This is a genomic window from Bradyrhizobium sp. IAR9 (assembly GCF_013408065.1).
In the GTDB taxonomy this organism is placed as follows: domain Bacteria; phylum Pseudomonadota; class Alphaproteobacteria; order Rhizobiales; family Xanthobacteraceae; genus Bradyrhizobium.
In genome coordinates this window covers 54,484-81,019 of the sequence record NZ_JACBZW010000002.1, presented here as the reverse complement: position 1 = coordinate 81,019, position 26,536 = coordinate 54,484, and the positions used below count along the sequence as shown (strand labels likewise).

General features: G+C 65.4%; 32 protein-coding genes. 15 read left to right on the top strand and 17 right to left on the bottom strand.

Annotation, left to right across the window (positions count from 1 at the left end):
- Positions 1–100 precede the first annotated feature (100 nt).
- Positions 101–397: a DUF4282 domain-containing protein gene (locus tag GGD67_RS05910; RefSeq protein WP_018318325.1), complete on the bottom strand. Its 297-nt coding sequence runs from the start codon at positions 395–397 to the stop codon at positions 101–103.
- 167 nt (positions 398–564) lie between these two features.
- On the opposite strand from GGD67_RS05910, the gene GGD67_RS05905 reads away from it, so the two are divergent.
- The 3 genes from GGD67_RS05905 to GGD67_RS05895 all read left to right on the top strand — a co-directional run bounded on the left by GGD67_RS05905 (position 565) and on the right by GGD67_RS05895 (position 1,840).
- Positions 565–1,017 carry a MaoC family dehydratase gene (locus GGD67_RS05905; protein ID WP_162407025.1) on the top strand — a complete coding sequence of 151 codons (453 nt, stop codon included), beginning with the start codon at positions 565–567 and terminating at the stop codon, positions 1,015–1,017.
- Positions 1,017–1,496 carry a MaoC family dehydratase gene (locus GGD67_RS05900; RefSeq protein WP_179731574.1) on the top strand — a complete coding sequence of 160 codons (480 nt, stop codon included), beginning with the start codon at positions 1,017–1,019 and terminating at the stop codon, positions 1,494–1,496. Before GGD67_RS05905 ends, GGD67_RS05900 begins: the two co-directional genes overlap by 1 nt.
- 197 nt (positions 1,497–1,693) lie before the next feature.
- The gene (locus GGD67_RS05895) at positions 1,694–1,840 is read left to right on the top strand and encodes a hypothetical protein (protein WP_018318322.1); all 147 of its coding nucleotides are present in this window, start codon (positions 1,694–1,696) and stop codon (positions 1,838–1,840) included.
- A gap of 39 nt (positions 1,841–1,879) precedes the next feature.
- Here the strand turns inward: GGD67_RS05895 and GGD67_RS05890 are convergent, their stop codons facing one another.
- The 5 genes from GGD67_RS05890 to GGD67_RS05870 form a co-directional block, all read right to left on the bottom strand.
- On the bottom strand, positions 1,880–2,017 hold the full coding sequence (locus tag GGD67_RS05890) for a hypothetical protein (protein WP_164936752.1): 138 nt from the start codon (positions 2,015–2,017) through the stop codon (positions 1,880–1,882).
- Positions 2,018–2,360: 343 nt separating this feature from the next.
- A complete protein-coding gene (locus GGD67_RS05885; protein WP_092255060.1) occupies positions 2,361–2,783 on the bottom strand; it encodes a hypothetical protein in 423 nt (140 codons plus the stop codon).
- Positions 2,784–3,088: 305 nt separating this feature from the next.
- Positions 3,089–4,006, bottom strand: a complete 918-nt coding sequence (locus tag GGD67_RS05880; protein WP_179731572.1) for a hypothetical protein — start codon at positions 4,004–4,006, stop codon at positions 3,089–3,091.
- A gap of 271 nt (positions 4,007–4,277) precedes the next feature.
- A complete protein-coding gene (locus GGD67_RS05875) occupies positions 4,278–4,718 on the bottom strand; it encodes a nuclear transport factor 2 family protein (RefSeq protein ID WP_018318318.1) in 441 nt (146 codons plus the stop codon).
- A gap of 225 nt (positions 4,719–4,943) precedes the next feature.
- Positions 4,944–5,390, bottom strand: coding sequence for a nuclear transport factor 2 family protein (locus GGD67_RS05870; RefSeq protein WP_026202000.1), 447 nt, complete (start codon positions 5,388–5,390; stop codon positions 4,944–4,946).
- Positions 5,391–5,690: 300 nt separating this feature from the next.
- Here GGD67_RS05870 and GGD67_RS05865 point away from each other — a divergent pair, with 300 nt between their 5' ends.
- On the top strand, positions 5,691–5,924 hold the full coding sequence (locus GGD67_RS05865; protein ID WP_020508682.1) for a hypothetical protein: 234 nt from the start codon (positions 5,691–5,693) through the stop codon (positions 5,922–5,924).
- Between the two features lie 244 nt (positions 5,925–6,168).
- Positions 6,169–6,555, top strand: a complete 387-nt coding sequence (locus tag GGD67_RS05860) for a hypothetical protein (protein WP_179731570.1) — start codon at positions 6,169–6,171, stop codon at positions 6,553–6,555.
- 108 nt (positions 6,556–6,663) lie between these two features.
- Here the strand turns inward: GGD67_RS05860 and uvrB are convergent, their stop codons facing one another.
- From uvrB to GGD67_RS05840, 4 genes are all read right to left on the bottom strand, one after another.
- Complete coding sequence (uvrB, locus tag GGD67_RS05855) at positions 6,664–9,639, bottom strand: excinuclease ABC subunit UvrB (protein WP_179731568.1); 2,976 nt, start codon at positions 9,637–9,639, stop codon at positions 6,664–6,666.
- Between the two features lie 92 nt (positions 9,640–9,731).
- Positions 9,732–9,953 (bottom strand): hypothetical protein, encoded by a 222-nt coding sequence (locus GGD67_RS05850; protein ID WP_018318313.1) that lies wholly within the window; start codon positions 9,951–9,953, stop codon positions 9,732–9,734.
- A 58-nt stretch (positions 9,954–10,011) separates the two neighbouring features.
- Positions 10,012–10,236: a hypothetical protein gene (locus GGD67_RS05845; protein WP_018318312.1), complete on the bottom strand. Its 225-nt coding sequence runs from the start codon at positions 10,234–10,236 to the stop codon at positions 10,012–10,014.
- Between the two features lie 102 nt (positions 10,237–10,338).
- On the bottom strand, positions 10,339–11,256 hold the full coding sequence (locus tag GGD67_RS05840; protein ID WP_177237057.1) for a LysR substrate-binding domain-containing protein: 918 nt from the start codon (positions 11,254–11,256) through the stop codon (positions 10,339–10,341).
- Positions 11,257–11,571: 315 nt separating this feature from the next.
- Here GGD67_RS05840 and GGD67_RS05835 point away from each other — a divergent pair, with 315 nt between their 5' ends.
- From GGD67_RS05835 to GGD67_RS05825, 3 genes are all read left to right on the top strand, one after another.
- A complete protein-coding gene (locus tag GGD67_RS05835; RefSeq protein ID WP_179731566.1) occupies positions 11,572–12,351 on the top strand; it encodes a sulfite exporter TauE/SafE family protein in 780 nt (259 codons plus the stop codon).
- Positions 12,348–12,578, top strand: coding sequence for a hypothetical protein (locus tag GGD67_RS05830; protein WP_179731564.1), 231 nt, complete (start codon positions 12,348–12,350; stop codon positions 12,576–12,578). Before GGD67_RS05835 ends, GGD67_RS05830 begins: the two co-directional genes overlap by 4 nt.
- Before the next feature lie 117 nt (positions 12,579–12,695).
- On the top strand, positions 12,696–13,394 hold the full coding sequence (locus GGD67_RS05825; RefSeq protein WP_179731562.1) for a glutathione S-transferase family protein: 699 nt from the start codon (positions 12,696–12,698) through the stop codon (positions 13,392–13,394).
- 171 nt (positions 13,395–13,565) lie between these two features.
- On the opposite strand, the gene GGD67_RS05820 is transcribed toward GGD67_RS05825, so the two are convergent.
- Positions 13,566–13,769 carry a cysteine-rich CWC family protein gene (locus GGD67_RS05820; RefSeq protein ID WP_018318307.1) on the bottom strand — a complete coding sequence of 68 codons (204 nt, stop codon included), beginning with the start codon at positions 13,767–13,769 and terminating at the stop codon, positions 13,566–13,568.
- 114 nt (positions 13,770–13,883) lie between these two features.
- On the opposite strand from GGD67_RS05820, the gene GGD67_RS05815 reads away from it, so the two are divergent.
- The 3 genes from GGD67_RS05815 to GGD67_RS05805 all read left to right on the top strand — a co-directional run bounded on the left by GGD67_RS05815 (position 13,884) and on the right by GGD67_RS05805 (position 17,066).
- Complete coding sequence (locus GGD67_RS05815; protein WP_018318306.1) at positions 13,884–15,440, top strand: DUF1800 family protein; 1,557 nt, start codon at positions 13,884–13,886, stop codon at positions 15,438–15,440.
- A 2-nt stretch (positions 15,441–15,442) separates the two neighbouring features.
- Positions 15,443–16,657: a DUF1501 domain-containing protein gene (locus GGD67_RS05810; RefSeq protein WP_179731560.1), complete on the top strand. Its 1,215-nt coding sequence runs from the start codon at positions 15,443–15,445 to the stop codon at positions 16,655–16,657.
- An 85-nt stretch (positions 16,658–16,742) separates the two neighbouring features.
- Entirely contained in the window at positions 16,743–17,066 is a 324-nt protein-coding gene (locus GGD67_RS05805) for an antibiotic biosynthesis monooxygenase family protein (protein WP_018318304.1), read from the top strand.
- A 74-nt stretch (positions 17,067–17,140) separates the two neighbouring features.
- Here GGD67_RS05805 and GGD67_RS05800 read toward each other — a convergent pair whose 3' ends face one another.
- From GGD67_RS05800 to GGD67_RS05775, 6 genes are all read right to left on the bottom strand, one after another.
- Positions 17,141–18,082 carry an aldo/keto reductase gene (locus GGD67_RS05800; RefSeq protein WP_179731558.1) on the bottom strand — a complete coding sequence of 314 codons (942 nt, stop codon included), beginning with the start codon at positions 18,080–18,082 and terminating at the stop codon, positions 17,141–17,143.
- Between the two features lie 252 nt (positions 18,083–18,334).
- A complete protein-coding gene (locus GGD67_RS05795; RefSeq protein ID WP_179731556.1) occupies positions 18,335–18,790 on the bottom strand; it encodes a GNAT family N-acetyltransferase in 456 nt (151 codons plus the stop codon).
- 71 nt (positions 18,791–18,861) lie between these two features.
- Positions 18,862–19,668 (bottom strand): PAS-domain containing protein, encoded by an 807-nt coding sequence (locus tag GGD67_RS05790; RefSeq protein ID WP_179731554.1) that lies wholly within the window; start codon positions 19,666–19,668, stop codon positions 18,862–18,864.
- A 129-nt stretch (positions 19,669–19,797) separates the two neighbouring features.
- Positions 19,798–19,953, bottom strand: a complete 156-nt coding sequence (locus GGD67_RS05785; RefSeq protein ID WP_092255007.1) for a hypothetical protein — start codon at positions 19,951–19,953, stop codon at positions 19,798–19,800.
- Between the two features lie 73 nt (positions 19,954–20,026).
- Positions 20,027–20,203 carry a hypothetical protein gene (locus GGD67_RS05780; RefSeq protein WP_018318299.1) on the bottom strand — a complete coding sequence of 59 codons (177 nt, stop codon included), beginning with the start codon at positions 20,201–20,203 and terminating at the stop codon, positions 20,027–20,029.
- Positions 20,204–20,359: 156 nt separating this feature from the next.
- A complete protein-coding gene (locus tag GGD67_RS05775; RefSeq protein WP_018318298.1) occupies positions 20,360–21,010 on the bottom strand; it encodes a glutathione S-transferase family protein in 651 nt (216 codons plus the stop codon).
- Between the two features lie 607 nt (positions 21,011–21,617).
- Between GGD67_RS05775 and GGD67_RS05770 the strand changes: the two genes are divergently transcribed.
- From GGD67_RS05770 to GGD67_RS05755, 4 genes are all read left to right on the top strand, one after another.
- Positions 21,618–22,820, top strand: coding sequence for a pyridoxal phosphate-dependent aminotransferase (locus GGD67_RS05770; protein WP_026201996.1), 1,203 nt, complete (start codon positions 21,618–21,620; stop codon positions 22,818–22,820).
- Positions 22,821–23,128: 308 nt separating this feature from the next.
- A complete protein-coding gene (locus tag GGD67_RS05765) occupies positions 23,129–23,608 on the top strand; it encodes a DUF992 domain-containing protein (RefSeq protein ID WP_179731552.1) in 480 nt (159 codons plus the stop codon).
- Between the two features lie 209 nt (positions 23,609–23,817).
- Positions 23,818–25,866, top strand: coding sequence for an elongation factor G (locus tag GGD67_RS05760; RefSeq protein ID WP_179731550.1), 2,049 nt, complete (start codon positions 23,818–23,820; stop codon positions 25,864–25,866).
- 302 nt (positions 25,867–26,168) lie between these two features.
- Positions 26,169–26,441 (top strand): helix-turn-helix domain-containing protein, encoded by a 273-nt coding sequence (locus GGD67_RS05755; protein WP_026201995.1) that lies wholly within the window; start codon positions 26,169–26,171, stop codon positions 26,439–26,441.
- Positions 26,442–26,536 lie beyond the last annotated feature (95 nt).

The window sequence follows — 26,536 nt, the reverse complement described above, 5'->3', positions numbered from 1 at the left end:
GGCAAGGCGAAGCGTGCCCACCATCTCTCTCATCTCGCGGAATGATCGTGGGCACGGCGCTTTGCGCCTTTGCCCACCCTACGGCACCTGTGCGTGACGCTCACCGCATCCCGCTGCCCTGGTCGCGGATGGCGCCGAGATGCTCGTTGATGCGGAAGACGATCAGGATCAGCTCCGCGGCGATGCGCGAGAACACGATTCCGACGACGACGCTCGCGATCGACGACAGCAGCACCAGGAAGCCGCCGAACGGACTGATCGCCATCGCAGCCAGGCCGGAGAAGATGCCGGAGAGGCCGAACAGGCAGATCAGCGCGATCACCAGCCAGTAGAAGGTCTTGATGATCGTCGGCGTGATGAAGCGGTCCCACTGAAACAGATCGCTGAATGAAAACATTGCTCTCCCCAGGGCATCGGGCCTTGGTAAATGGATCTTGGCCCTCGGTTGATCCGACTCAAGACCAACGCCGCCACCCCGTATGTAGCACGAGCCATGCGGGCCGGCGGGTTGAGATTGCCGCAAAGTGCGGCCACAATCTGTCATTTCCGCTAGCCAATCCCAAGATGACCCTGACCTTCGAAGATTTCCCGCCCGGCCGGTTCGGAACATTCGGCCCGCGACACGTCACCCGCGACGAGATTCTGGCCTTCGCGGCCGAGTTCGATCCGCAGCCGATGCATCTGGACGAGGAGGCCGCAGCCAAGAGCATGCTGCGCGGCCTGTCCGGCTCGGGCTGGCACCTCTGCTCGCTGATGATGCGGATGATGGCCGACGGCTTCATTACCCGCGCCGCGTCGCTGGGGTCTCCCGGCGTCGACGAGGTGCGCTGGCTCTCGCCGCTCCGGCCCGGCGACGATCTCATGCTCGACGTCGACGTGTTGGAGGCGCGCCCCTCCAAGAGCCGGCCCGAACTCGGCATCGTCAAATTCAAATGCACCGTGCGCAACGCCAAGGGTGAGGCGCTGGGCGAGATGACCTCGCCGATCCTGATCAAGCGGCGCGAGGGGGCGGTCTGATGCGGTTCTTCGACGACATCGAGATCGGCCAGCGCCGCGAGATCGGCACCTATAGGTTCACGGCCGAGGCCATCAAGAATTTCGCCGCGAAGTTCGATCCGCAGCGTTTTCATCTCGACGAGGAGGAGGGCAAGAACTCGCTGTTCGGCGGGCTTGCCGCCTCGGGCTGGCATGTCGGCTCGGCCTGCATGAGCCTGCTTGTCGCTGACGGCCAGCGTCTGGCGCGCGAGGCCGTAGCGCGCGGCGAGGAGGTTGCGGTGTGGGGGCCTTCGCCGGGCTTTCGCGACCTGCGCTGGATCAGGCCGGTGCTTGCCGGCGATACCGTCGCTTACGTCAACGTCGTCACCGACAAGCGCACCTCGGCCTCGCGCCCCGGCTGGGGCATCCTGACCGCCCGCACCACCGGCACCAACCAGCGCGGCGAGGACGTCTATTCCATCACCGCCAGCGCCTTCGTGCCGATGCGGAAGAGCGGTTAGATCTGTTCCAAGATGAACGGGCAAATGAGTGCGCAAGTGTTGCCCGCGCGCTATGGACGCGATTCCGAGCGGCTGCCATAAGCCTGCGCAACATGGTTACCGCGAAGCAGTTTGGTGGAACCAGTGAGTTGCTAACTAATTATGAACCTGTCGCTGTCTAATTGAAACGAATTGGGCAGAGACAGGGGACGAGGACCATGGCTGATCGCGGCGCACTCAAGTTTGTTGGATTTATCTTCGCTACCGCGACGCTGGCCGTGATGCTGGTCGCTGGCATGGTGGTGAAGGGCTATGCCGATGGCGCCTACACCCTGGAAGCCTCGGCTGTCGACGCGAGCCGGTAAGAATCTGTTAAGCTTTCGGGGCCGGAAAACGGCCCCGCCTCAGCGGCTATAGACGAACGCCAGCACCGCGATCGCAACCACCAGCAATCCGACGAAGCGCAGCATGATCGTGCCGAGCTGATTGGGCGCGGGCCGCAGCGATATCGGGTCCGTGTTGTCGGGCCGAATGCTTTCCATGAGATGTCCCCCGGCCCGGCCGCAAAAGAAGCGGGCGCTTGGCATTGGTCGTCGGGAAGGCGCGGCGGGTTCAATAGCGCGCCGCATGTCTACGGTGACGGTGTGAACGTGCGTCCACGGTCTTACGCGGCCTTTTTCGCAGCCACACCCACCGCCGTCATGCCCCGGCTTGACCAGGTTGACCGGGGCATCCAGTACGCCGCGGCGTCTCGGTTCAATCACTGGCGTCTCTGGAATACTGGATCACCCGCTTTCGGACCCGCTACGTCGGGGCGACATCCCGAATCAAAACCGCCGCGCCCCCTTCGGGACGCGGCGGTTTGGTGATGCTCGGGACGAACGATCAGCTGTTGCGCAGGCCGTCGGCGGCGCGCTTCCACTGCGCGACGTTGTCGGCGATCATCCGAGTCGACTTCATCGCGGCCTGGCTGAGCTGGGCGTAGCCGGAGATCTCGCGCTGGACGCGCTGGCCCTCGGCATGCAGCAGGTCACGCAGGCTCTCGAGCTCCGAGATCAGATTCTCGATCTCGGCGAGCGAGGTGCCGGCGACGCGCTGGATCAGCGAGTTGACGTTGGTGACGGTGGCGTCCGCGCTCGGATCGAGCGGGGGCGCGTCGGTGGTCGCCGCCGCCGGACGGCGCAGATAGGCAATGTCGTTGCGGACGAAGTCGCGGATGCCGGCTTCGACTTCCGTGACGGCAGCGAGGTTGGTGTCGACCGTCTCGGTCTCGGCGGCTTCGGTTTTTTCCGGACGCATGGCGTTCATCGTTATTCCCCTGTTCGCGTTGAGCGCAGCGCGAGTGTCCCCCGCACGACGACGTCTGTGAGGCAGCCCGCATCAGGGCGCCGGAATTGGGCCGCAAATGGGCCGAGATGCGGCAAGGGCGGACCATTCGGGGGTTTTGCCGTGGCGTATGGTTAGGAGAGTGTGAACGTCGCTGCGGCGGCCACCGTTCCAGCTCCTCATGGTGAGGAGCGCGAAGCGCGTCTCGAACCATGCAGGGCCTCGATCCTTCGAGACGCGCTCCTTCGGAGCGCCCTCAGGACGAGGAGAAAGAGTGGAGGCTCGGGCTACCAGCTCTTCTTGAAACCCGCCGTCAGGCTCTTGTTGATCGCGCCTTGCGAGGTCTCGCCGACCGAGCCGGAGACGGTGACATTGTCGAACAGCTTTTGCTCGGCGCCGACCTTGCGCAGCCATTTGTCGTCGGTGGTCGACAGCGACTGGCCGGCGGTGATGCTGGTGCCGGTGTCGGTGAGGGTCACCTTGGCCGACTGGTCGGTCTCGTAATTGCGGGTGATGTGGCCGCCGATGCCGGGGACCGCACTCGTGCCCTGCTGGTTGACGCTGTAGCCGTTCTGCAGCGTCAGTGAGGTGTCGCCGGACAGTGGCACCGATTTGGTCAGCGAGGCCCCGAGCTTGCTCTGTTCCGAGCCGGGATCGACGCGGGCTTCCACCGCGGTCTTGTCCCAGATCACTCCGGCGCCGGGCGCGGTTGCCGTCGCCCAGGCGCTGCCGGAGGATTGCGGCAGGTTGCCGCCATTGGTGGCCTTTTGCGCCAGCAGCTCGGACATCGTCCGCGGCTCGCTCGTCACCGTCATGTCGGCGCCGATCCGCGTATCCCAGAACGAGAACACGGATTGCTTCACCGTCACCGCCGAGGAGCCGTTCGCATTGGCGTTCGACGACCAGTCCAGGCCGTCCTTGGCGGCGGCCTTGGCGCGCTTCTTGGCGGCGATCGGGTCAATGCCGGTGCCGGCATCGACCGCGAGCTGGCTCCAGTCGAGCTTGTCGACGTCGATGCCTTTGAGCACGTCGGGGTCGTTGACGTCGGGGGTCTCTGCCGTCTCGGTCTCGGCCTCGTCTGGCCCGGCCGCGGGTGGGGAGAAGGGCGGAATGATCTGCGCCGAAACCGTCAGCACTGAGCCCAAGATGAACGCGGCCGCCAGCACCGGCAGCCTGGTCCAGCCGAAACCTGTCGAGAATTCCATCGTCCTGCCCGCAAGCCCCAGCGCATGTTGTCCGCCAATATAAGGCGGTCCTTGGTGATGACCATGCGCCATTCGGTCTGCTTGCATCAATGCGGATTTATCGTTGCGAAATTGTGGCAACTCGCGTGGGGACGCGAACCAACGGGCCGCGCGAAAGGCGCGCGCCCGACGACGAGCTCTCAATGCGACGGCATCCGGCGGGGCTGGCGGCCAGGACGTCGCGTCAGGCATTGTCGTCGGTCCCGAACAGCGGGGCCCGTTGGCGTCCCCCTCAGCCGACGCTGGTCATCTTCGGCAGATGAATGGCGCGGCCGAGTGCCTGCTCGACCAGGTCGAAGGTGTCAATCAGGACGCGCATGCTGGTGAGCTTGCCCGCCCTGAACTGGGCGAACTGCGCGACCCGCAAGCTGATCGGCTTGTTGGAGTCCAGTGCCGTCAGCGAATAGCGCATCATCGAGGCGGCGGAATCGACGCCCAGCATGATGCTCTCGCGGTCGAAGCGGCGGACCTGGAAATTGTCGGCGAGCTGGCGGATGACGTCGAGCACGGCGTCCTTGCCCTGGCGCGCGCCGAGGAACGGAAACATGTCGATCGGGCCGTAGAGCGCCCATTCGACATCCTCGTCGATCAGGGCCTCGATGTCCTCGAAATGCCGGTCGTTGATCGCGCGGTGCAACGCGCGCGAGAAACGCCAGAGGCTGTGCTCTGTCATTTTGGGCAGTCCTGAAGCTGGCTTTGCGAAAGAAAAACGGAAAACGACCCCAGCGCAGTCAGGCGGTGGGGCTCAACTCATTTGTATACGAATAAAATACCCGATTTCGGCCAAAACGCAATTCACGTTTTCGCAATGCACAATTGATGGCGATATGTGAGATCTGCAATAAAACCCCGTAATCTTCCGGGTCCTGGCGGCTCGGTTCCAGGGGAGGGAGCAGGCTCAGTCCACCCGTGCACCCGTGATCAGCGGCCCGATCTCGCGCTCCAGCACCTGCTGCACCAGATCGTAGGAATCGATGATCTCGCGGATCTCCGCCACCAGCCCGCCGCGGAAGGTGTAGAACACGGCCATGTCGAACTGCACGATGCGGTCGTTGCTGCGCTTCCTGAAATAGGCCTGCATGTAGGTCGCGACCGCCTCGCCCTCGGCCAGGATGTGCGGTGCCTTGTAGCGGATCTCCGAATAGCGCGACCAGACCGTCTGCCACAGCTCGCGCAGCTCGGCCTTGCCGTGGCGCGGCACCATGTGCGGCAGCACGTCGATCGGCGCATGGGTGAGGAAGTCGACGTCATCGGTGCAGCACGCCAGCGCGGCCTCGATGTCGCCGCGCGCGAAGGCGTCGAGCAGATGCAGCACGCGCTGGCGATTGAGCTTCTCGACAGTCATTCCGCCCGTCCTCATTGGCCGTGTGGCGCCCTGCAACGCTAACGCGCGGTCTCCTGCACCGGCAATCCGCAAAATCACAGGGATGTTGCAGACGATATGACGCTCGAGCGCAATGCCAGGTTCATGGCGTGCCAATTGCGAGTAGAATTGCGGCAAGGCTGCACGAATTCTTGCTGCATTCAGCTGCATGACACGCAACGCAGATGGCGCAATGCGCAAGGTCACCGCGGCGCAGCCGCATGGAACCGCGATGTGCTCGCGCTCGTTGGGACGCCGACAATGCCTCCGGAGACACGATCCATGAAATCACTCTTCGCCATCGCTGCCGTGCTGCTCATGTGCGGCGCGACCTCCGCCGCCAACGCCAAGGGCTGCATCAAGGGCGCCGTCGTCGGCGGCGTTGCCGGCCACTATGCCGGCCATCACGGCGTGCTGGGCGCCGCCGCCGGCTGCCTCTACGGCAGGCACCACGCCAAGGAACAGGAGAAGCAGCGGCAGCAGCAGGGTCAGGTGAACGGGCAGGGGAAGTTGTAAACGACAATCCAACCGCATCGGCGGTCTGCTCCCTTGCCCCGCTTGCGGGGAGAGGGTTGGGGTGAGGGGGAGTCTCTCCGGGGACGGTGGCAGCTCGACCCGCGGAGAGTCCCCCTCACCCGATCGCTTCGCGATCGACCTCTCCCCGCAAGCGGGGCGAGGTGAAGAAGGCCGCGTGACGCATCTCACATCACCGCTCCGGCATGGCAGCTAACGTCATCCCATGTCATCAGGGAGACGTGCCATGGCCGCCCTCGCCACCGTCAGAAAGTCCCGCCTGCACAACGCGCTCGAAGGCCTCGCGCTGACCACGATCCTGCAGAGCTTCCCGACCTTCGCCGCCGCCGCCTTCCTGCTCAAGCTCGTTGGCAACCACGATCTCGTCGGCGACCCCGGCGTCGCCGGCTTCGTCGCCATCGCCTCGCTCGCCCACGCCATGCTCGCCGTGACCCTCGGCCCGAGCTTCCCGCACCTGTTCAAGACCATCTACGAGCCAAAGTTCTTCGAGGCCCATCTGTCGCTGTCCGACAAGATCACGGCCTGGCGCACCCAGCCGGTCGCCTCGCTCCAGCTCGTGACCATCGTGCTGCTGCTGTCGGTGATGGCGGTGGTGACGGCGAGTGTGGGGTGAGGGCGGTCTCCGGCGTCATTCCGGGGGCCGCAGAGCGGCGAGCTATGATGCGCAATTGCGCATCTGAGAATCCATAACCACGAACGGCAATGAGAAGCGAGAGCGTCCCTACCTCTTCTTCCACCCACCTCGTCTTCCCGGCTGTCCCCCCGTCGACTTCGGTGCCGGCCCGAACTCCGGACCCGACTGCCTTGAATCCGTCGGCTGGATGATCCGGCTCGTACTTCCGAACGGCTTTGACGGCAGGGTCTGGTTCTCGCGGTAGGGCAGCGATTCCGGGCCGTGCATCTCGTCGAGATGCGGCTTATGGACCTTCGAGCCGCCTCCGCCGCCGCTGGCTTTCAGCGCGGAGCCCACGGTCTTCTTCTTCATGGCGCTGACAGGCAGGTTGGCGGCGTCGCCGTACTTCTTGCTGCCGGCATAGGCGCCGGCCTTGCCCGCGACCGTGCGCTGCTTGGCGGTGGGATCGTCGACCACGGCGAGCTCGGTGGCGCGCAGGCGCTTGACCTCGTCGCGCAGGCGCGCGGCTTCCTCGAAGTTCAGATCGGCTGCGGCCTCGCGCATCCGCGTTTCCAGATCGCCGAGCACGGCTTCGAAATTGTGGCCAATCGAGATGACGTCGTCGGTCATGTCGTGGCCGCCGACCTCGATCAGCACGTGGTCGCGCTCGTAGACGGAGTTGAGGATGTCGCCGATCTGCTTCTTCACGCTCTCCGGCGTGATGCCGTTGGCGGTGTTGTACTCGACCTGCTTTTCGCGGCGGCGGTTGGTCTCGGCGATGGCGCGCTCCATCGACCCCGTCATCTGGTCGGCGTAGAGGATCACCTTGCCGTCGACGTTGCGCGCGGCGCGGCCGATGGTCTGGATCAGCGAGGTCTCGCTGCGCAAGAAGCCTTCCTTGTCGGCGTCGAGGATCGCGACCAGCGCGCATTCGGGAATGTCGAGGCCTTCGCGCAAGAGGTTGATGCCGACCAGCGCGTCGAAGGCACCGAGGCGGAGGTCGCGGATGATCTCGATGCGCTCGATGGTGTCGATATCCGAGTGCATGTAGCGGACGCGAATGCCCTGCTCGTGCAGATATTCGGTGAGGTCCTCGGCCATGCGTTTGGTCAGCACCGTGATCAGCGAGCGGTAGCCGGCCTGCGCGGTGGCGCGGACCTCGCCGACGAGATCGTCGACCTGGGTGCGGGCGGGGCGAATATCAACGGGAGGATCGATCAGGCCAGTGGGACGGATGACCTGCTCGACGAACACGCCGCCGCTCTCGTTCAGCTCCCAGCCGCTCGGCGTTGCCGACACCGCAACCGTCTGCGGCCGCATCATGTCCCATTCCTCGAAGCGCAAGGGCCGGTTGTCCATGCAGGAGGGCAAGCGGAAGCCGTATTCGGCCAGCGTCGCCTTGCGGCGGAAGTCGCCGCGGAACATGGCGCCGATCTGCGGGATGGTGACGTGGCTTTCGTCGGCGAAGATCAGCGCGTTGTCGGGGACGTATTCGAACAGCGTCGGCGGCGGCTCGCCGGGGCGGCGTCCCGTGAGATAGCGCGAATAGTTCTCGATGCCGGCGCAGCTGCCCGTCGCCTCCATCATCTCGAGGTCGAAGGTGGTGCGCTGCTCCAGCCGCTGCGCTTCCAAGAGGCGCCCCTGGTCGTGCAACTGGTCGAGCCGTTGCTTCAACTCCGATTTGATCGACTTGATCGCCTGCACCAGCGTCGGGCGCGGCGTCACATAGTGGGAGTTGGCGTACATCTTGATGAACTCGAGCTCGTCCTGCTTGTGGCCGGTGAGCGGATCGAACTCCTCGATGTTCTCGATGGTGTCGCCGAACAAATTCACGCGCCAGGCACGGTCTTCATAGTGCGCCGGGAAAATGTCGATGACGTCGCCGCGCACGCGAAACGTGCCGCGGGTGAAATCGGCCTGGGTGCGCTTGTACTGGAGCGCGACGAGGTCGGCGATGAGCTGGCGCTGGTCGATGCGCTCGCCCTTCTTCAGTGCGAAGGTCATCGCGGTGTAGGTCTCGACCGAGCCGATACCGTAAATGCACGACACCGAGGCGACGATGATGACGTCGTCCCGCTCGAGCAGCGCGCGCGTCGCCGAGTGGCGCATGCGGTCGATCTGCTCGTTGATCGAGGAGTCCTTCTCGATATAGGTGTCGGTGCGCGGAACGTAGGCTTCCGGCTGGTAATAGTCGTAATACGAGACGAAATACTCGACGGCGTTGTCGGGGAAGAAATTCTTGAACTCGCCATAGAGCTGGGCGGCGAGCGTCTTGTTCGGCGCCAGGATCAGCGCGGGGCGCTGCGTCTTCTCGATGACCTGCGCCATCGTGTAGGTCTTGCCCGAGCCGGTGACGCCGAGCAGCACTTGGGTGCGGTCGTTGCGCTGGACGCCTTCGACCAGCTCGGCGATCGCGGTCGGCTGGTCGCCCTTGGGCTGATATTCCGATTTGATCTCGAAGCGCACGCCGCCTTCGGACTTTTCCGGCCGAGGCGGCCGGTGCGGCGTCCACACCTTGGTGGAGCCGTCGTTCTTGCGGAACTCCGGCCGGCCCTCGCGGATCAGCGCCTCCAGCGCATCCGCGGTCGCCTTGACGCCGAGCGCCTCCATCTTGCTGCGCGGCGGACGTGCCAGCGCCTCGGCATCGTCCTCCTCGGTGGGCAGGCCGAGCTGCCGCGCCAGTTCCGGATCGAGCGTCGGGATCGTGGCCGCGGTTCCGTAATTGGCCTGCGGCGCTTCTTCCAGTCCGCCAACCTCGGTGGATTGCCGGGCGCCCGGGGGCTGCGGGTTGGGCCGCAGCGGCATCGGCCGCGCACTGTCCTGCGGAAACTCCTTCGGCGTCGAGGCCCGCGCGCGATGCGCCGCAGCCTCGCCGCCGGAGCGGCGGTCGCGCGAATTGTCCGGCGGCGGCTGCAGCCCGGTGCCCGAGCCAAGTCCGGCGTCGCCGCGATTGATCGCGGGATTGAGCAGCTCGGCCAGCGCCGGCCCGATCGGCTGCACATCAGGCCGATGTGCCTTCGAGTTAGGGGCCTTGGTCTTGGGGGATTTGCCGGATTTTTCGGAGGATGCAGGTTTCTTCGCCATGAGGCGAATATGGGATGAGTCCGCCTCCCGATAAAGGGCGAATGACCGTCCTCATGCAGCCTGCTGACAGCAGGTTGGCAGCAGGGTCGGCCTCACGCCGCCGGCCCGTCGTCGTCACCCGCCTGATATGGCTTGAGAACGTCGAGATGGATGCCGCCGCAATCGGTGCAGCGCATGGTCCAGTACTCGCACCCCGCGCGGCCGCCGATCACGCGGAGCACCGAAAGATCGCCGTGGCATTCCGGGCAGTTGGACAGCACATTGCGGGCGTAGATTCTCGGCCGCGGCGTGTCTTCGATTTCGATGACTGACATGACCCGGTTCCCCCCTTTGACGCTGCGCTGCCCCTGGTTCGCTTGCCGTCCGGCTCGCTTATTCGTCGTCGCTGTCGGCCCGGCGGCGGAAGCGGTCGATGTGGTGCTTGGCGTCGGCGATCGCGGCGTTCTGATCGGGCCAGGCGAAACCGACTTCCATAGCCGGAAACAGCACGCCGTCGATGGCGACGGGACTGAGATCGGCGCGGCGGATGCGGGCGTGCCAGAGGCCTTTGCCAGCCTCGAAGGATTCAATGTCAAAGCCGTCGTAAAGGGTCGTCATTCTTGTCGGTCCCACGTTTCTTTTCGGAGGGTCAGGGGACCACGTTTGCGGATTCCGGAATGTGAAGTCGTTCACAAGCGGCAGGCTTTTTTGCCTCCGGCGTCAGTTCCGCGCGGCGACACGGCCCGTCCGCTTGACCGGGCGGGCGGCGGGTTCCGAGGCCGCGCGCATGATCCAGCGGCGGAACGCGGCAAAGTCGCGGTGCTCGGTTTGAAAGCTGCGATAGAGCAGGTACCAGCGCATGCCCTTGGGCACCGAGAGGTCGAACGGGGCGACCAGCCGGCCGGCGGCAAGATCGTCGTCGATATAGGGGCGGATACCCATGGCGATGCCGAGCCCGTCGGCGGCGGCCTGCAGTGCCTGACCGTAGAACTGGAACTCCGGCCCGCGCGGATTGATGCGGGTAAGGTTCGCGGCTTTCAGCCAGATCGGCCAGTCCTCCGGCGAATGTTCGACGCGGATCAGGCTCGGTCCCTTCAGGTCGGCCGGCCGCTTCAGGCCGCTCGCAAGACGGGGCACGCAGACGGGCGTGAGATCGCCGGCGAACAGGGGCTCGGCGACCAGGCCAGGCCAGTCGCCGGTGCCGAGCTTGATGCCGCAGCTCCAATCCTCGCCGAACGGTACCGACGCGCCGCCGGTGGTAAAGCGCACCTCGATGTCGGGCTCTTCGCTGCGAAACTCCGACAGGCGCGGGATCAGCCAGCGCATCGCAAAGGTGTGGCCGACGCCGATCGTGAGCACGCGGACGCTTGCCGGCGCCGTCACCTGCGCGGTGAGGCTGGCCAGTGCATCGAAGATCGGCGTCAGGCCGCCCTGATAGGCGCGGCCGGGCTGCGTCAGCACCAGGCGATTGGCCTTGCGCTCGAACAGCGCGACGCCGAGCCGCTCTTCCAGGAGATGCACCATGCGGCTGACCGCGGCCGCCGACACGCTCAGCTCGAGCCCGGCCGCAGCAAAGCTGCCGGTCCGCGCCGCCGCCTCGAATGCCTTGATGCCGTTGAGAAACAGCAGACGCCGCAAAGGCCCAACCCTCAGGAAAGCTGATGCCAGGCCAAGATAACTCAGTTTGCGCGGAAGGAGCAAGCGAGGCAGATTTTGCAGCGTAGTTTCGGAGTGATTTGTCGAGAGCGCCGCGGCTTCTTCGCCTCTCCCCGCGCGCGGGGAGAGGCCGGAATCCAAGCAACGCTTGGATTCCGGATGAAGGAGGCTCTCCACGAGTCACACTCTCGCCGTCCCCGCGGAGGCTCCCCTCACCCCACCCTCTCCCCGCAAGCGGGGCGGGGGAGTGAAGCAGTCTGCGTCCCTTACGATGAGCCACCACCGGAGATTCCCCACGTGACGCCCATCATGATCGCTGCCCTCGGATTGCTGATGGTCGCCACCGCGTTCCTGTCGGGGCTGTTCGGCATGGCGGGCGGGCTGATCCTGATTGGCGTGCTGCTGGCGCTGATGCCGCTGCCGACCGCGATGGTGCTGCATGCGATCACGCAAATGGCCTCGAACGGCTGGCGCGCCTTCCTGTGGCGCGCGCATATCCGCTGGCGGCCGGTCGCGAACTATATGGTCGGCGCTGCTGTCGCGCTGGCGGCCTGGTCGCTCACTCGCTACGTGCCTGATAAGCCGATGGCGCTGCTGCTGCTCGGCGTTACACCGTTCATGGCGCGGCTGTTGCCCGCCAACATCAAGCCGGATCCGGACCGCCTCTGGCAGGGCACCGTCTATGGCACGATCTGCATGGGCTTGATGCTGATGACCGGCGTGTCGGGGCCGCTGCTCGACACCTTCTTCCTCGGCGGCGATTTCGGCCGGCGCGAGAAGGTCGCGACCAAGGCGATGTGCCAGCTCGTCAGCCATTTCACCAAGCTGATCTATTTCGGCGGCATCATCGACCAGGCCGCGAGCCTCGATCCCGTGCTCGCCGGCGTCGCCATCCTTGCCTCGATGCTCGGCACCACGCTGGCGCGGCGCATCCTCGAAGCCATGACGGACCAGCAATTCGTGGCCTGGTCGAACAAGCTGATCACCACGATTGCCTGCTACTACATCGCCTATGGCGGCTGGCTCATGGTTCGCACGCCAGTACTGGCCGCCTTCGACAAGGGAGGTTTGCAATGAACGAGACTGCCGATCCCCTGGTGCTGGACTTCGTCGAATGGGTCGCGCGCGAGCCGCGCGCCTATGCCGAAGTGATCGCGACCTGGAAGACCTCGTGCCCGCGCCTCACCATCTGGGAAGATGCCACCGAGCGCGGCTACGTCGCGCGCGAGACGCTGCCCGGTCTCGGGCTGGTGATCGCGGTCACGGAGGGCGGCGAGAAATTGCTGCGAACCAACGGGCGCTAACTCTCGCCACATCGTCATTGCGAGCGCAAGCGAAGCAATCCAGAATGTCGCCGCGCGGCAGGCTGGATTGCTTTGTCGCAAGAGCTCCTCGCAATGACGGAGCCAGTGGAGGCGCCTTTGTCACTCAAACTCTACGAACTCGTCGGCACCGACGCCTCGCGTCCCTTCAGCCCATATTGCTGGCGCACGCGGATGGCGCTGGCGCACAAGGGTCTCGCGGCGGAATCGCTGCCCTGGCGCTTCACCGAGAAGGGCGCGCTTGCGCCGCACGGGTCGGAGAAGGTTCCGGTGCTGCTGCACGATGACAGACCGGTCGTCGACTCCTGGACGATCGCGACCTATCTCGAGGACAATTTCCCGGACCGTCCGTCGCTGTTCGGCGGCGAGGGCGGCCGCGCCATGGCGCGCATGATCAACGCCTTCGGCGACATCGCCGTGGTCGGCGGCATCTTTCCGCTGATCGTTGCCGACATCCCGAAAAATCTCGCCGAGATCGATGCCGCCTATTTCCGCAAGTCGCGCGAGGCGCGCTTCGGCGGCAAGAGCCTGGAAGCGGTCATGGCGAGTCGCGACACCGGCGTGGTCGCCTTCCGCAAGTCGCTCGAGGTGATGCGCCAGACGTTGAAGAAGCAGCCCTATCTCGGCGGCGAGGCGCCGAACTACGCCGACTACATCGTGTTCGGCGGTTTCCAGTGGGCGCGCGTGGTGAGCCCGTTCAAGCTGCTCGAGACGGATGATCCCATTTATGCCTGGCGCGAAAAGCTGCTCGATGCGTTCGACGGCATGGCGCGGAAATCGCCGGGGCATGAGGTGTAAGGCACACTCTCTCCGATGTCGTCCCCGCGAACGCGGGGATCCATACCGCGTGATCTATCGAGCGCGGATGGTCGAAGTACCGCACGACGAGTCTTCACCAAACTTTTCCCTGGGGGTATGGATCCCCGCGTTCGCGGGGACGACATTGAGGGTGTGGCGGCTCTCCCGCGCTTAACGGGTAGCGCTCGCCGCCTCCGCCGCCTTGCGCAAGCACTCCCGGCATAGGCAGTCTTCCCCTTCGACCGGCATCGGCAGCTTCGCGGTTTCCTCCGCGCACCAGCAGGTGCCCGAGAGGTCGCAGCCGAACTCGGTGCCGCAGCGCGCGCAGGCGAGGCGGCGCGGTTCCGGCGATGCGGATTCTTTCGGATTTGTCATGATTTACGTCGAAGCTTCGCCGTGATTTTCATGTCGGGTTCATCGGTCGCTGCGGTATATTAGGCGTCGCGCGCGGACTCCGAAAGCGGCTCCCGACACGCGAAGGACAAATCGATGGCCCGCGATTCGCAAGCCGCGCTCGTCGCGCTCAACCGTTTTGGCTTCGGCGCCCGCGGCGGCGCCTCGGGCGATCTCATCAACGCAGCCTCCGATCCTCGCGGTTTCGTGAAGGCAGAGCTGGTCCGTGCGAGCGGGGTGCTGCTGGAGGCGCCCGGTCTGCAGTCGACCCAGCAACTCGGGCAGGCCGTCTTCGCCTATCAGGATCAGGTCAGGCAGGCGCGCGAAGCGGCGAAGGCCGCCGCGCCCGCCGAGACGCAGCCGCCTGCGCCGAGTGAACCGAAGCCCGGGCTCCGCCGCAATCTCTCGCTGAATGCGGCAGCAACGGAAGTCGCCGGCCAGATGACGGAAGCCAAGCCGGCGGACAATGCGGCAAAGCCGGACGCGATGCAGCCCAATGCGGCTGCACCGCCGGCGGCCAAGCCGGCCCCGCAGCCGCTCAACGTCATCCAGAAGACCTTCCGCAGCGAAGCGCTGGCGCGCCTGCAGCGCGCGACGCTGGCCACCTGCGGCTTCACCGAGCGTCTCGTCGCGTTCTGGTCCAACCATTTCTGCATTTCCGCGACCAAGGGCGAGCTGGCGCGGATCTGGGCCGGCGCGTTCGAGCGCGAGGCGATCAGGCCGCATGTGCTCGGGCGCTTCGCCGACATGCTGAAAGCGGTCGAGCAGCATCCGGCGATGCTGTTCTTCCTCGACAACCAGCAATCGCTCGGCCCGGATTCGCGCGCAGGCCAGAACCGCAAGCGCGGCCTGAACGAAAATCTCGCGCGCGAGATCATGGAGCTGCACACGCTCGGCGTCGGTGGCGGCTACACGCAGGAGGACGTCACCTCGCTCGCGCGGATCATTACCGGCTGGACCTTCGCCGGACGACAGGGGCAGCTCGGCACACCCGGCTCCTTCGTGTTCAACACGAATGCGCACCAGCCCGGCGCGCAGATGTTGCTCGGCAAGAGCTACGAGGCGACGGGCCTTGCGCAAGGCGAAGCCGCGCTCGCCGACATCGCGCGCCATCCGTCGACCGCGAATTTCATCGCCACCAAGTTCGTCCGCCATTTCGTCGCCGACGATCCGCCGCCGGGATTGGTGGCGCGGCTGCGCGAAATCTTCGTCAAGTCCGACGGCGACCTCAAGGCGCTTGCTGCGGCGCTGGTCGATTCCGACGAGGCGTGGAAGGCGCCGCTGACCAAGATGCGCTCGCCCTATGATTTCCTGGTCGCGAGCGGCCGGCTGCTCGCGCGCGTGCCGGAGGATCCAGGCGCCTATCTGAACAATCTCAACCTGCTGGGACAGCCGCTGTGGTCGCCGGCCGGCCCCAATGGTTTCCCCGATACCAGCGCCGCATGGGCCGCGCCCGAGGGCATGAAGCTCAGGCTCGATATCGCCGCGCAGATGGGCGCACGGCTCGGGCCTAACATCGATCCGCTGGATCTGCTGGAATTCGCAGCGGCGGATGCGGCCTCCATCGAAACGCGGCGGACCATCGAGCGCGCGGAGTCGCGCCAGCAGGCGCTGGCGCTGCTCTTGATGTCGCCGGAAATGCAGAGGAGGTGACGATGGACTGCACCGAGAACCGGCTCCTCACCTCGCGCCGCAGTCTCCTGCTCGGCGGCGCCTCGTTCGCGGCCTGGGCTTATTTGCCGAAATTCGCGCGCGCGGCCGATGGGCGCGATCCCCGGCTGATCGTGGTGATCCTGCGCGGCGCGCTCGACGGTCTTGCGACCGTCGCGCCGATCGGCGATCCCGATTATGCCGGCTTGCACGGCTCGATCGCGCTCACTTCTGACGGCGCGCATCCCGCGATCATGCTGAATTCCTTCTTCGCGCTGCATCCGGCGATGCCGGAATTTACGCGCATGTATCGCGACCAGCATGCCGCGGTGATCCATGCCGTGGCGACGCCTTATCGCGACCGCTCGCATTTCGACGGCCAGGACGTGCTCGAGAGCGGTTATGCGGGGCCGGGCCGCGTGCAGTCCGGCTGGCTCAATCGCGCGCTGGAAGCGCTGCCGCGCGGCGAGCGTGTATCGAGCGCTCTTGCGGTCGGGCCTACCACGCCGCTGGTGCTGCGCGGCAACGCGCCGACCGTCGGCTGGGCGCCGGTGGCGCTGCCGCAGGCCGATGACGACACCGCCATGCGCCTCGTCGATCTCTACCGTCATCGCGATCCCGTGCTGGCGATGGCCTTGTCGCAAGGCCTTCAGCTCGACAAGGCCGCGAGCGGAGACGACATGAAACCGAAACCCGGCAATGCGGTGGCGCAGATGCGCCAGGTCGCGCGCGGCGCGGCCAAGCTGATGGCCGCGGACGATGGCCCGCGCATCGCCGCGCTCGCCTTCGATGGCTGGGACACCCATGCCAATGAAGGCGGCCCCGTGGGGCGTCTCGCCTTCCTGCTCGGCGGGCTCGATGGCGCGCTCGCCGAATTCCAAAGCGGTTTGGGGGAGCGCTGGCGCGACACCGTCGTCGTCGTCGCCACGGAGTTCGGCCGCACCGCGCGCATCAATGGCACCGATGGCACCGATCACGGCACCGGCACGATCGCGCTGCTCGCCGGCGGCGCCGTGAAAGGCGGACGCGTGATCTCCGACTGGCCGGGCCTCAAGCTCGCGAACTTGTATGAAGCTCGCGATCTCAAGCCGACCACCGATCTGCGCTCCGTGATCAAGGGCGTGCTGCAGGGCCAGTTCGGCCTGTCCGATCGCGTGCTGGCCGAGACGGTGTTCCCGGATAGTGCGGGAGTACGGCCGATGAAGGGATTGGTCGCCTAACCCCACGCGCGTCATTCCGGGCCTGCGCCTTGCGGCGCATCCCGGAATGACGAGATAATGGTGCAGCATCAGGAGAACCATCCCCATGTACATCGCCATGAACCGCTTCCGTGTCGCCAAGGGCTCCGAGGCCGCTTTCGAGCAGGTCTGGCTCGGCCGCGATACGCATCTGGACAAGGTGCCGGGCTTCGTCGAATTCCATCTGCTGCGCGGACCCGAGCTCGAGGACCACACGCTCTATGCCTCGCACACCGTGTGGGCGAACCATGCCGCGTTCGAGGCCTGGACCAAGTCCGAAGCGTTTCGCGCTGCGCACCACAAGGCAGGCGACAACAAGCCGCTCTATCTCGGCCATCCCCAGTTCGAGGGCTTTGAGGTGATGCAGACCGTGGGACGCGGCGCGAAGTAGCGCGCCGCGCCGGCCTTTGTTTGTCTGAGCATGATCTTTCCGGAAAACCGCTGCACACTTTTCCGGATCATGCTCTAGCCCAGCGTAATCCTGTCGATCTCCGCCATCTCCTCCGCGCTGAGCTGCCAGGCGATCGCCTTGACGTTCTGCTCGATCTGCTCGACGCGGGTGGCGCCGGCGATCACGCTGGACACCTGCGGGCGGGCGGCGAGCCAGGAGAAGGCGAGCTCGAGCATGCTGTGGCCGCGGGCCTTGGCGAAGGCCTGGAGCTTCTCGACGATATCCTCGTTGCGCGGTGTGACGTAGCGGTCGCGTAGCCGCTCCACCTTGCCGAAGCGGGTATCATCAGGCGCGGCCTCGCCCTTCCGGTATTTGCCGGTCAGGAGGCCGCTTGCGAGCGGGAAGAACGGCAACAGGCCGAGCTTGTATTCCGTTGCTGCCGGCAGCAGGTCCTTTTCGATGTCGCGCACGACGAGCGAGTATTCGTCCTGGCACGACACGAAGCGGCTGAGGTTCATCGCGCGCGCGACGTACTCGGCTTCCGCGACGCGCCAGGCCGGAAAGTTCGAATTGCCGATGTAGCGGACCTTGCCCTGGCGGACGAGATCGTCGAGCGCGCGCAGGCTCTCCTCGATCGGCGTCAGCGGGTCATAGTCGTGCTGCTGGTAGAGATCGATGTAATCGGTCTTCAGCCGCTTCAGGCTCGCTTCGACGGCGTCCATGATGTAGCGGCGCGAGGCGTCCTGCTTGGTTCCGTCCTCCGCCATCGGCTTGGAATATTTCGTCGCCAGCACGATGTCCTTGCGGCGGTCGCCCAGCACAGCACCGAGCACGGTCTCCGAGCCGCCCATGTTCGAATAGATGTCGGCGGTGTCGAACAGCGTGATGCCGAGATCGAGCGCGCGATGGATCACCTTGCGCGAGGTCTCCAGATCCGTGCGCTGGCCGAAATTGTTGCAGCCGAGCCCGACCGCGGACACGCGAAGGCCGGAGGCGCCGAGATTGCGAATTTCCATGGGAGATCCTGTCAGAGAGAGCAGCCACGCATTGTGACCATCGTGCGCCGCAGCAGCAAGGCGCGCGCCGCGCTGCTGCCATGCTGACAAGGCGGACAAAAAAATGCGGCCCCTGTCAGACGCGGCGACTGACGGGGACCGCTTGGGGCGCTTGATCGGTGACGGGGGGCCAGATCAGACGCAGGCACAGCGTAGTCCCGCTATGTTACGCGGGGGTGACAGCGGGAGTTATCCACAGGGTGCGGATGGGGATCAGAACAGCTTGCGATAGACGATGAAACCGGAACGCTCCGCGACCTTGTCGTACAGGCGCTGTGCCGTGAGATTGGTCTCGTGCGTCTGCCAATAGACGCGCAGCGATCCCGCCAATTTCGCCCGCTCATACACGCCGTGGATCAGCGCCGAGGCGACGCCCTTGCCGCGCGCGGCTTCCAGCGTGAACAGGTCCTGCAGATAGCAGGACGGCTCGATCGCGGTGGTGCTGCGATGAAACAGGTAGTTCGTCATGCCGAGCAGCCTGCCGTCGCTCTCGGCGACCAATCCATGCACCGGCTCATAGGCATCGAAGAAACGCTGCCACGTCATCGCAGTGATCTCGCCCGCCAGCGCGGTCGGGCCGGAGCGGCCGTAGAAGGCGTTATAGCCGTCCCACAGCGGCAGCCATTGATCGTAGTCCTGCCTGGTGACGGCGCGAATGGTGAGCGACATGGGGAATTCCTGCGACCGATGGGACGTTCTTCATACGTGATGACGGGCGTGCCGATCAATCGCCAGTCGCATCACTCCGCGGCGCGCAGATGCCGGATCAGCCTGCGGCCCGTGGGATCGCGCAGCGAGCGGTAGTAGTCGGCGCGCGACGGCGCGTCGGTGTGGCGCACGAGATCCGTCACCGGCGTGTAGCTCAGCATACGTCCGCCATCGGGCAGGGCGTTGCAGACGAAGCGCAGCACCTCGCCGTTGCGCAAGGCGATGTTGATCGGCGTGGCATCGCCGATCCGCACCATCTCCATGCGCTGGGCGATGAAGGTGCCGAGCTCGTCCTCGGGCAATTCGAACGCGCCGGTGTCGCGGCTGTGATACATCAGCGCGATGAAGGGCGGCTTGCCGTCGGCGATCTCGTCCGGCACCGCAAAATAGTCGCGGAAGGCGCGGTTGATGAACTCGGCCCGCGTCTCGGCATCGAGCAGCACGATGCCGATATCGACCTGATCGAGCGCGGCCGACAGCCGCGCGGCCGTGGCGTGGCTCTGCCGTTCGGCCGCGACCGTACCGAGCAGCCGCTCGCGCATCAGGCCGGTGATGCCGGCGGTGGCGGCAGCCGTGATCGCCATGAGGCCGAGCGGGATCAGATCGGCACTGGTGGCGCCGGAAACGCCGTGGCGGCCGAGGAGGAGCAGCGTCGCACCGATCACCGCGACGGCCGCGCTGGCGATGGCGGAGGCGAGACCCGACAGTGCGCCGGCGAGCGCCACGATGCCCACGAGCAGCGGCGCGGGCGAGGGGATGAAGCGATCGAAGTGTATCGTCAGCAGCAGGGCTGCTGCCGTCAGCGCCGGACCGGAGATCGCACGCCATCCGAACCGCATGGACCCGTCTCGCTCCTCCCGAACCGAGGTAACGTCGCAACACTGGCTGATCGTTGCGCCACCGCGATACGTTTTCCTGCGGTGTGTTTAAGGTCCGCTTGCGTGCAAGCTTCAGGTTTTCGGATGATTTTAGACCAAGTGGGCGTGCTTAAGAGGCTGTTGCAGCGCCGGCGCATTCAGCGTCGAAATCCCCGGGCCCTTGCGCGTGACGACAATCAACAGCGACGCCGCGACCAAAATGGCCGCAGTCAGTGTGATTGCAACGACTACCACAGGTGATTTCATCGACGTCCCGTCGCGATGCCTGAAGGCGCGGGGCACACGGCGCCTTGAAGGCTGGACCAGGATGAAACGGGAATCAGACCGGCAGGCCCATCGCCATGGTCGCCTTGGTCGACAGCACCGTCAGGGTGACGATCAGGCACAGCGAGAGCGCGGCGACGGCGAGCGAGGCCGCGACCGCGTTGGTCAGCCGGGAAGACGCTACGGTAGCGGGATGGCCCTGAAAGCCTGCCGTGCCGGACGCCCGTATCATGGTCTAAATCCTTCAACGCGCGAGCGAATCACCCGCGACTTTCCACAATTTCCCAGTTTCAACCGGCAATATTGCGGCGGCTATCGCGCGGAAAATGGCGGGATTGCGGCGAACGTCACCTTTGTACCCGCTATTCGCCGGAGGGCAGGGGCGCGCTCAGGCACCGGCTGCAATGCTGGCGGGGTCGTCGACGTCGGCCGGCCGCCAGTCCATCGACACGAAGCCCGGCGCAGCTTCCACCCGCTTCAGCCAGTCGCGGATCGCCGGGAAGGCCTGGAGGTCGAAGTCGCAGCGGTCGGCGAGGTGGGTGTAGCCGTACAACGCGATGTCGGCGACCGTGAGCTGGCGCGCGGCGAAATAGGCGTTGGTCTTGAGGTGGTTCTCCATCACCTGGAGCGCGCCATAGCCGCGCTCCATCCAGTCCTCCAGCGAATGGGTCTGGAGGTCGCGCCCGCCCTTGACCAGCGACAGCCAGAAATAGGCGGCGCCGATGTTCGGCTCCAGCGCGTGCTGCTCGAAGAACATCCATTGCAGCGCCTCGGCGCGGTCGATGCGGTTCTCGGGCGCGAGCGGGGTGCCGACTGCGACGTACCAGAGGATGGCGTTGGACTCGGCGAGAAAGCGGTCGTCGCCGACCTCGAGCAGCGGCACCTGTCCCGACGGGTTCTTGGTCAGAAAGTCCGGCGTGCGGCTCTCGCCGCGCAGAATGTCCACCTCGATCGCTTCGTAGGGCACGTTGAGCAGCGCCAGCGCAAGGCGGACCTTGTAGCTGTTGCCCGAGCGTTGCATCGAATAGAGCTTGTACATTCTGAGAATGATTCCGGAAGACGGGGAGGCACTGCGCTCGTCGCCACGCGAGGCGGCTAAACAATGATGCCGATGCGAATCCGCCGCAAGGGCCGGCCAATAGAAAAACTCGAAATCCCTACCGCACTGCAGCGCTGCGGAAGATCATTTCCGCGCGACGATGCAAATCAGATCACGCTTGCGTCAGCATGCGCGCGCTTGGCTCGCGCGATTGTGCGCAGGGTGAGCGATTGGGGAGAGCGCCGTCATCAATCCAGTGCGCCGGGCATCGACGTTCTTCGTGCCGCGGGCGAGGCGTGGATGGCCGGGAAACAGGCGAGCAGAAGCGACGCCGTCGTTCGGACGGCTATGCCCGGCCATGACGGCGCTTCAGCACGCAACACGCAAAAATTGCTCCGAGGACAAGCCTTCCGGGATATGAGCGATTCGCGCGGTAAAGTTGCGGAAAATTGCTGGAAATCGCGGCTTGAACCGCTCCAAATCCGTAAGTTTTTCCGAGATCGGGCCGAAGTTTCTTGCGGCGCAGCGGCACACGTTTTAGGGTATCTCATTCCCACAATCAGAGTCGTGAGGCCTAGGGCTTTTCGACGCTTGTCAGGAGATGACGATGTCCTTCCTTGCCGCTGCGCTCGACCGTGTGAAGCCGTCCGCGACCATCGCGGTCACGGATAAAGCACGCGCGCTGAAAGCGGCGGGCCGCAACGTCATCGGTCTCGGTGCCGGCGAGCCCGACTTCGACACGCCCGCCAACATCAAGCTGGCTGCGATCCGCGCCATCGAGGCCGGCAAGACCAAGTACACCGCGGTCGACGGCATTCCCGAGCTGAAGGACGCGATCATCGCCAAATTCCAGCGCGAGAACGGCGTTGCCTACAAGCCGAACCAGATCATCGTCGGTACCGGCGGCAAGCAGGTGCTGTACAACGCGCTGATGGCGACCATCAATCCGGGCGACGAGGTGATCATTCCCGCGCCGTACTGGGTCAGCTACCCTGAGATGGTGGCGCTCGCCGGCGGCGAGCCGGTGCCGGTGGTCTGCACCGCTGCGACCGGCTTCAAGCTCCAGGCCGAGGCGCTCGAGCGCGCGATCACGCCGAAGACCAAATGGGTGATCCTGTGCTCGCCGTCGAACCCGACGGGAGCCGCCTACACGCGTTCGGAACTGAAGGCCCTCACGGACGTGCTGGTGAAGCATCCCCATGTGTGGGTGATGACCGACGATATGTACGAGCATCTCGTCTATGACGACTTCCAGTTCACCACGGTCGCGCAGGTCGAGCCGAAACTTTACGATCGCACGCTCACCGTGAACGGCGTGTCGAAGGCCTATTGCATGACCGGCTGGCGCATCGGCTATGCCGGTGGCCCCGCGCAGCTGATCAAGGCGATGTCGACGATCCAGTCGCAGTCGACCTCGAACCCGTCCTCGATTGCGCAATGGGCCGCGGTGGAAGCTCTGAACGGTCCGCAGGACTTCATCCCCGCCAACAACAAGGTGTTCAAGGAGCGGCGCGACCTCGTCGTCTCCATGCTCAACCAGGCCAAGGGGATCGAATGCCCGCGTCCCGAAGGCGCCTTCTACGTCTATCCGTCCTGCGCCGGCACGATCGGCAAGACCGCGCCATCCGGCAAGGTGATCGACAATGACGAGACCTTCGTCACCGAGCTCCTTGAGACCGAAGGCGTCGCGGTGGTGCAGGGTTCAGCCTTCGGCCTTGGCCCGGCCTTCCGCATCTCCTACGCGACCAAGACCTCGGATCTCGAAGACGCCTGCAAGCGCATCCAGCGCTTCTGCGGTAATTTGCGCTGAGATTGTTGCGGCAAGCGGTGTTCTCTTCTCGCGCTTGTGGGTTGGGAGTTCTCTCCGCGAGTCTGGAATCGTAGGGTGGGCAAAGGCGCACTTGCGCCGTGCCCACCATCTCTCTCGATCGCAAGAAATGCGTGGGCACGCTTCGCTTTGCCCACCCTACGATATCTGCGAAAAGGTCCGCCATTGGCGGGATTGTTTGCACGCTTATCGCCGCGCCCGATCTGGCACCTCCAGCACTCTTGTGGCATAGACGCGCAACGCGGGTGGCGCTCTCTCTGCTCGCATCCCTTCATCGCCGGAGATATTTCATGCGCCGTTCGTTCATCTTCGCCGGGCTCGCCGCCGCCAGTCTCGTTGCCTTTAGCGTGGGCGGCAGTGCACAGCAGCGGATGGCGCGGGTGGGCGTGCTCGAATGCCGCGGCGGCGCCAGCGTCGGCTTCATCGTGGGATCGGTGACCCATCTCGGCTGCGTGCTGCGCGCCGACGGTCTGCCCGACGATCGTTACGTCGCAACCATCCGCAAAGTCGGTCTCGACATCGGCATCACCCAGGAGACGGCTTTGGCGTGGGGCGTGTTCGCACCCGTCGACCGGCTCGGCCCCGGCGACCTCTCCGGCAATTATGCAGGTGCGCAGGGCAGCGCCTCGGTCGGTGTCGGCTTGGGCGGCAACGTGCTGGTCGGCGGCTCCAACAATTCGATCGCGCTCCAACCGCTCAGCGTGCAGGGACAGGTCGGCCTCAACATTGCCGCCGGCCTCGAGAGCCTGGAACTTCGTCCGGGCCGTTGACGCCCGACGACGGTGTTTGCTGCTTTTACCTCTCCCCGCCGGGGAGAGGTGGAACACGCGGCCGACAGCCGTACTCGCCGCGTTAAGACCTAATCCAGCCGACGACGCACCGCAGCGACGTTTGATGCTTGCCAAATCTCGGGGACGGGCAGAGCATCTGCGGTTGCCGACCCAATCATGGGCCGAGCTCCACACCAAGGAGGCGGCGAATGGGACAAGACGTCAGAAGTCCCCGAGGTCCACGGTGCATCGCGCTGGTGGGCCCTTTCCAAAGCGGTAAAACCACACTTCTCGAAGCAATACTGGCGCGAACGGGCGCAATCCCGCGTGCCGGCAGTGTCGACGCCGGAACTTCCGTCGGCGACGCTGCGCCCGAGGCCCGTCATCACAAGATGACCGTCGGGCTCACTGCCGCCACCACGAGTTTCATGGGCGACAGCTACACCTTCCTGGATTGTCCCGGTTCCGTCGAGTTTGCCCACGACATGCGCGCCGCGCTGCCCGCGGTCGATGCCGCGATCGTGGTCTGCGAGGCCGACGAGAAGAAGCTGCCGCAGCTTCAGATCATCCTGCGCGAGCTGGAGGAGCTGAAGATCCCGCGTTTCCTGTTCCTCAACAAGATCGACCGCGCGAGTCAGCGCATCCGCGAGTCGCTCGCAATGCTGCAGCCCGCCTCCCGCGTGCCGCTGGTGCTGCGCCAGATCCCGATCTGGAAGGACGAGCTGATCGAGGGCTTCGTCGATCTCGCGCTGGAACGCGCCTTCATCTATCGCGAGCACAAGGCCTCCGAGGTGGTCGCGCTCGAAGGCGGCAATCTCGACCGCGAGAAGGAAGCCCGCTTCTCAATGCTGGAGAAGCTCGCCGATCACGACGATGCGCTGATGGAGCAACTGCTCGAGGACATCCAGCCGCCGCGCGATGCCGTGTTCGACGATCTCGCCCGCGAATTGCGCGAGGGACTGATCTGCCCGGTGCTGCTGGGCGCTGCCGCGCGCGAGAACGGCGTGCTGCGTTTGATGAAGGCGCTGCGTCACGAGGCGCCGGGCATTGCGGAGACCGCAAAACGTCTCGGTGTGCCCGAGACCAGGGACGCGCTCGGCTTCGTGTTCAAGACACTGCATTCGCAGCATGGCGGCAAACTGTCATTGACGCGGCTGCTCGCCGGCCATCTCGACGACGGCGCCACGCTGCAATCCGCTTCCGGAGGCGCGGGCCGCATCTCCGGCATCCTCGCCGTCAACGGCGCCTACGACACCAAGCGTGCCGCGGCCGAAGCCGGCGACACGGTGGCGCTCGCCAAGCTCGATCCGATCAAGACCGGCGATACGGTCTCGAGCGGCAAGACCCCGCCAGCGGCGCTCGCGGTCTCGGAGCCGACGCCGCCGGTGCTCGCGATCTCGGTTGCGGCCACCGACCGCAAGGACGACGTCAAGCTCGGCCAGGCGCTGACGCGGCTGCACGAGGAGGATCCCTCGCTCGTCATCGTGATGAACGCCCAGACCCACGACACCGTACTGTGGGGACAGGGCGAGATGCACTTGCGCGTTGCCAGCGAGCGGCTGCGCGACCGCTTCGGCGTCAAGATCACCTCGCATCCACCGGCCATCGGCTATCAGGAGACCATCCGCAAGCCGATCGTCCAGCGCGGTCGCCACAAGAAGCAGTCCGGCGGCCACGGCCAGTTCGGCGACGTCGTGCTCGACATCAGGCCTTTGCCGCGCGGCGAGGGCTTCAAGTTCGCCGAGAAGGTCGTTGGTGGCGCGGTGCCGCGCAACTACATCGGCGCGGTGGAAGAAGGCGTCGTCGACGGATTGACGCGCGGTCCGCTCGGCTTCCCCGTCACCGATGTGCAGGTGACGCTGACCGACGGCTCCTATCACAGCGTCGACTCTTCCGATCTCGCCTTTCGCACGGCGGCGCGGATCGGACTCAACGAGGGCCTGCCGCATTGTCAGTCGGTGCTGCTGGAGCCGATCCACGTGGTCGAGATCGTCTGTCCGACCGACGCCACCGCCAAGATCAACGCGATCCTGTCGGCGCGGCGCGGCCAGATCCTCGGCTTCGACACGCGTGACGGCTGGAGCGGCTGGGACAGCGTCCGTGCCATGATGCCGGAAGCCGAGATCGGCGAACTGATCGTGGAGCTGCGCTCGGCTACCGCCGGCGCCGGCAGCTTCACCCGCACGTTCGACCACATGGCCGAAGTCACAGGCCGCGCCGCCGACCAGATCATCGCCGCGCATCAACACGCGGCGTGATCAAGCTGGCTTAGTCAGAGGCGCACGCTCTCTCACACCCTCTCCCCGCTCTTCGCGGGGAGAGGGTGGGTGAGGGGCCGCCTCTACGCGTGCGGCGTTTCAAGTGATCGCGCCCCAACCGCAAGAGCGAAGCAATCCAGAGAGTCGTGCCGCGGCAGGACTCTGGATTGCTTCGTCGCAAGGGTCCTCGCAATGACGGCGGCGTAGCTGGGCAACCTCTTGCCTTAAGTCCGATATGATGTATTTTACATCATTGTACATGTCTCAGATATCATTTATAAGTGCTGGTAAGTGAGGCCAAGGTGATCACGTCGTTCCAGATGCGGGCAGCCCGCGCGCTGCTCGGCATTGACCAGAAAACCCTGGCCGAGCTCGCCGGCGTTTCGCTGCCGACCATCCAGCGGATGGAGGCCAGCACCGGCAATGTGCGTGGCGTGGTCGAGACCCTGATCAAGGTGGTCGAGGCGTTCGACCGGGCCGGCGTCGAGCTGATCGGCGAGCAGGTCCGCAGCGACAGCGGCGGGCGTGGCGTCCGCCTGAAGGAGCCCGGGCCGCCGCGCCGGGTGGGGGCTTGATCTTGCGGGTCTTGCCCGGAGCAGACTGAACCAACGCACCGTCGCGTCCGGATCGCGGCCGCACGATGCGGTGGAGCATTGTGGGGCAGCGGAGC

Bases quoted from the DNA above. Each gene is read 5' to 3' on its own strand.
- GGD67_RS05910 (WP_018318325.1), bottom strand. From the start codon at position 397: ATGTTTTCATTCAGCGATCTGTTTCAGTGGGACCGCTTCATCACGCCG.
- GGD67_RS05905 (WP_162407025.1), top strand. From the start codon at position 565: ATGACCCTGACCTTCGAAGATTTCCCGCCCGGCCGGTTCGGAACATTC.
- GGD67_RS05900 (WP_179731574.1), top strand. From the start codon at position 1,017: ATGCGGTTCTTCGACGACATCGAGATCGGCCAGCGCCGCGAGATCGGC.
- GGD67_RS05895 (WP_018318322.1), top strand. From the start codon at position 1,694: ATGGCTGATCGCGGCGCACTCAAGTTTGTTGGATTTATCTTCGCTACC.
- GGD67_RS05890 (WP_164936752.1), bottom strand. From the start codon at position 2,017: ATGGAAAGCATTCGGCCCGACAACACGGACCCGATATCGCTGCGGCCC.
- GGD67_RS05885 (WP_092255060.1), bottom strand. From the start codon at position 2,783: ATGAACGCCATGCGTCCGGAAAAAACCGAAGCCGCCGAGACCGAGACG.
- GGD67_RS05880 (WP_179731572.1), bottom strand. From the start codon at position 4,006: ATGGAATTCTCGACAGGTTTCGGCTGGACCAGGCTGCCGGTGCTGGCG.
- GGD67_RS05875 (WP_018318318.1), bottom strand. From the start codon at position 4,718: ATGACAGAGCACAGCCTCTGGCGTTTCTCGCGCGCGTTGCACCGCGCG.
- GGD67_RS05870 (WP_026202000.1), bottom strand. From the start codon at position 5,390: ATGACTGTCGAGAAGCTCAATCGCCAGCGCGTGCTGCATCTGCTCGAC.
- GGD67_RS05865 (WP_020508682.1), top strand. From the start codon at position 5,691: ATGAAATCACTCTTCGCCATCGCTGCCGTGCTGCTCATGTGCGGCGCG.
- GGD67_RS05860 (WP_179731570.1), top strand. From the start codon at position 6,169: ATGGCCGCCCTCGCCACCGTCAGAAAGTCCCGCCTGCACAACGCGCTC.
- uvrB (WP_179731568.1), bottom strand. From the start codon at position 9,639: ATGGCGAAGAAACCTGCATCCTCCGAAAAATCCGGCAAATCCCCCAAG.
- GGD67_RS05850 (WP_018318313.1), bottom strand. From the start codon at position 9,953: ATGTCAGTCATCGAAATCGAAGACACGCCGCGGCCGAGAATCTACGCC.
- GGD67_RS05845 (WP_018318312.1), bottom strand. From the start codon at position 10,236: ATGACGACCCTTTACGACGGCTTTGACATTGAATCCTTCGAGGCTGGC.
- GGD67_RS05830 (WP_179731564.1), top strand. From the start codon at position 12,348: ATGAACGAGACTGCCGATCCCCTGGTGCTGGACTTCGTCGAATGGGTC.
- GGD67_RS05820 (WP_018318307.1), bottom strand. From the start codon at position 13,769: ATGACAAATCCGAAAGAATCCGCATCGCCGGAACCGCGCCGCCTCGCC.
- GGD67_RS05815 (WP_018318306.1), top strand. From the start codon at position 13,884: ATGGCCCGCGATTCGCAAGCCGCGCTCGTCGCGCTCAACCGTTTTGGC.
- GGD67_RS05810 (WP_179731560.1), top strand. From the start codon at position 15,443: ATGGACTGCACCGAGAACCGGCTCCTCACCTCGCGCCGCAGTCTCCTG.
- GGD67_RS05805 (WP_018318304.1), top strand. From the start codon at position 16,743: ATGTACATCGCCATGAACCGCTTCCGTGTCGCCAAGGGCTCCGAGGCC.
- GGD67_RS05800 (WP_179731558.1), bottom strand. From the start codon at position 18,082: ATGGAAATTCGCAATCTCGGCGCCTCCGGCCTTCGCGTGTCCGCGGTC.
- GGD67_RS05795 (WP_179731556.1), bottom strand. From the start codon at position 18,790: ATGTCGCTCACCATTCGCGCCGTCACCAGGCAGGACTACGATCAATGG.
- GGD67_RS05790 (WP_179731554.1), bottom strand. From the start codon at position 19,668: ATGCGGTTCGGATGGCGTGCGATCTCCGGTCCGGCGCTGACGGCAGCA.
- GGD67_RS05785 (WP_092255007.1), bottom strand. From the start codon at position 19,953: ATGAAATCACCTGTGGTAGTCGTTGCAATCACACTGACTGCGGCCATT.
- GGD67_RS05780 (WP_018318299.1), bottom strand. From the start codon at position 20,203: ATGATACGGGCGTCCGGCACGGCAGGCTTTCAGGGCCATCCCGCTACC.
- GGD67_RS05775 (WP_018318298.1), bottom strand. From the start codon at position 21,010: ATGTACAAGCTCTATTCGATGCAACGCTCGGGCAACAGCTACAAGGTC.
- GGD67_RS05770 (WP_026201996.1), top strand. From the start codon at position 21,618: ATGTCCTTCCTTGCCGCTGCGCTCGACCGTGTGAAGCCGTCCGCGACC.
- GGD67_RS05765 (WP_179731552.1), top strand. From the start codon at position 23,129: ATGCGCCGTTCGTTCATCTTCGCCGGGCTCGCCGCCGCCAGTCTCGTT.
- GGD67_RS05760 (WP_179731550.1), top strand. From the start codon at position 23,818: ATGGGACAAGACGTCAGAAGTCCCCGAGGTCCACGGTGCATCGCGCTG.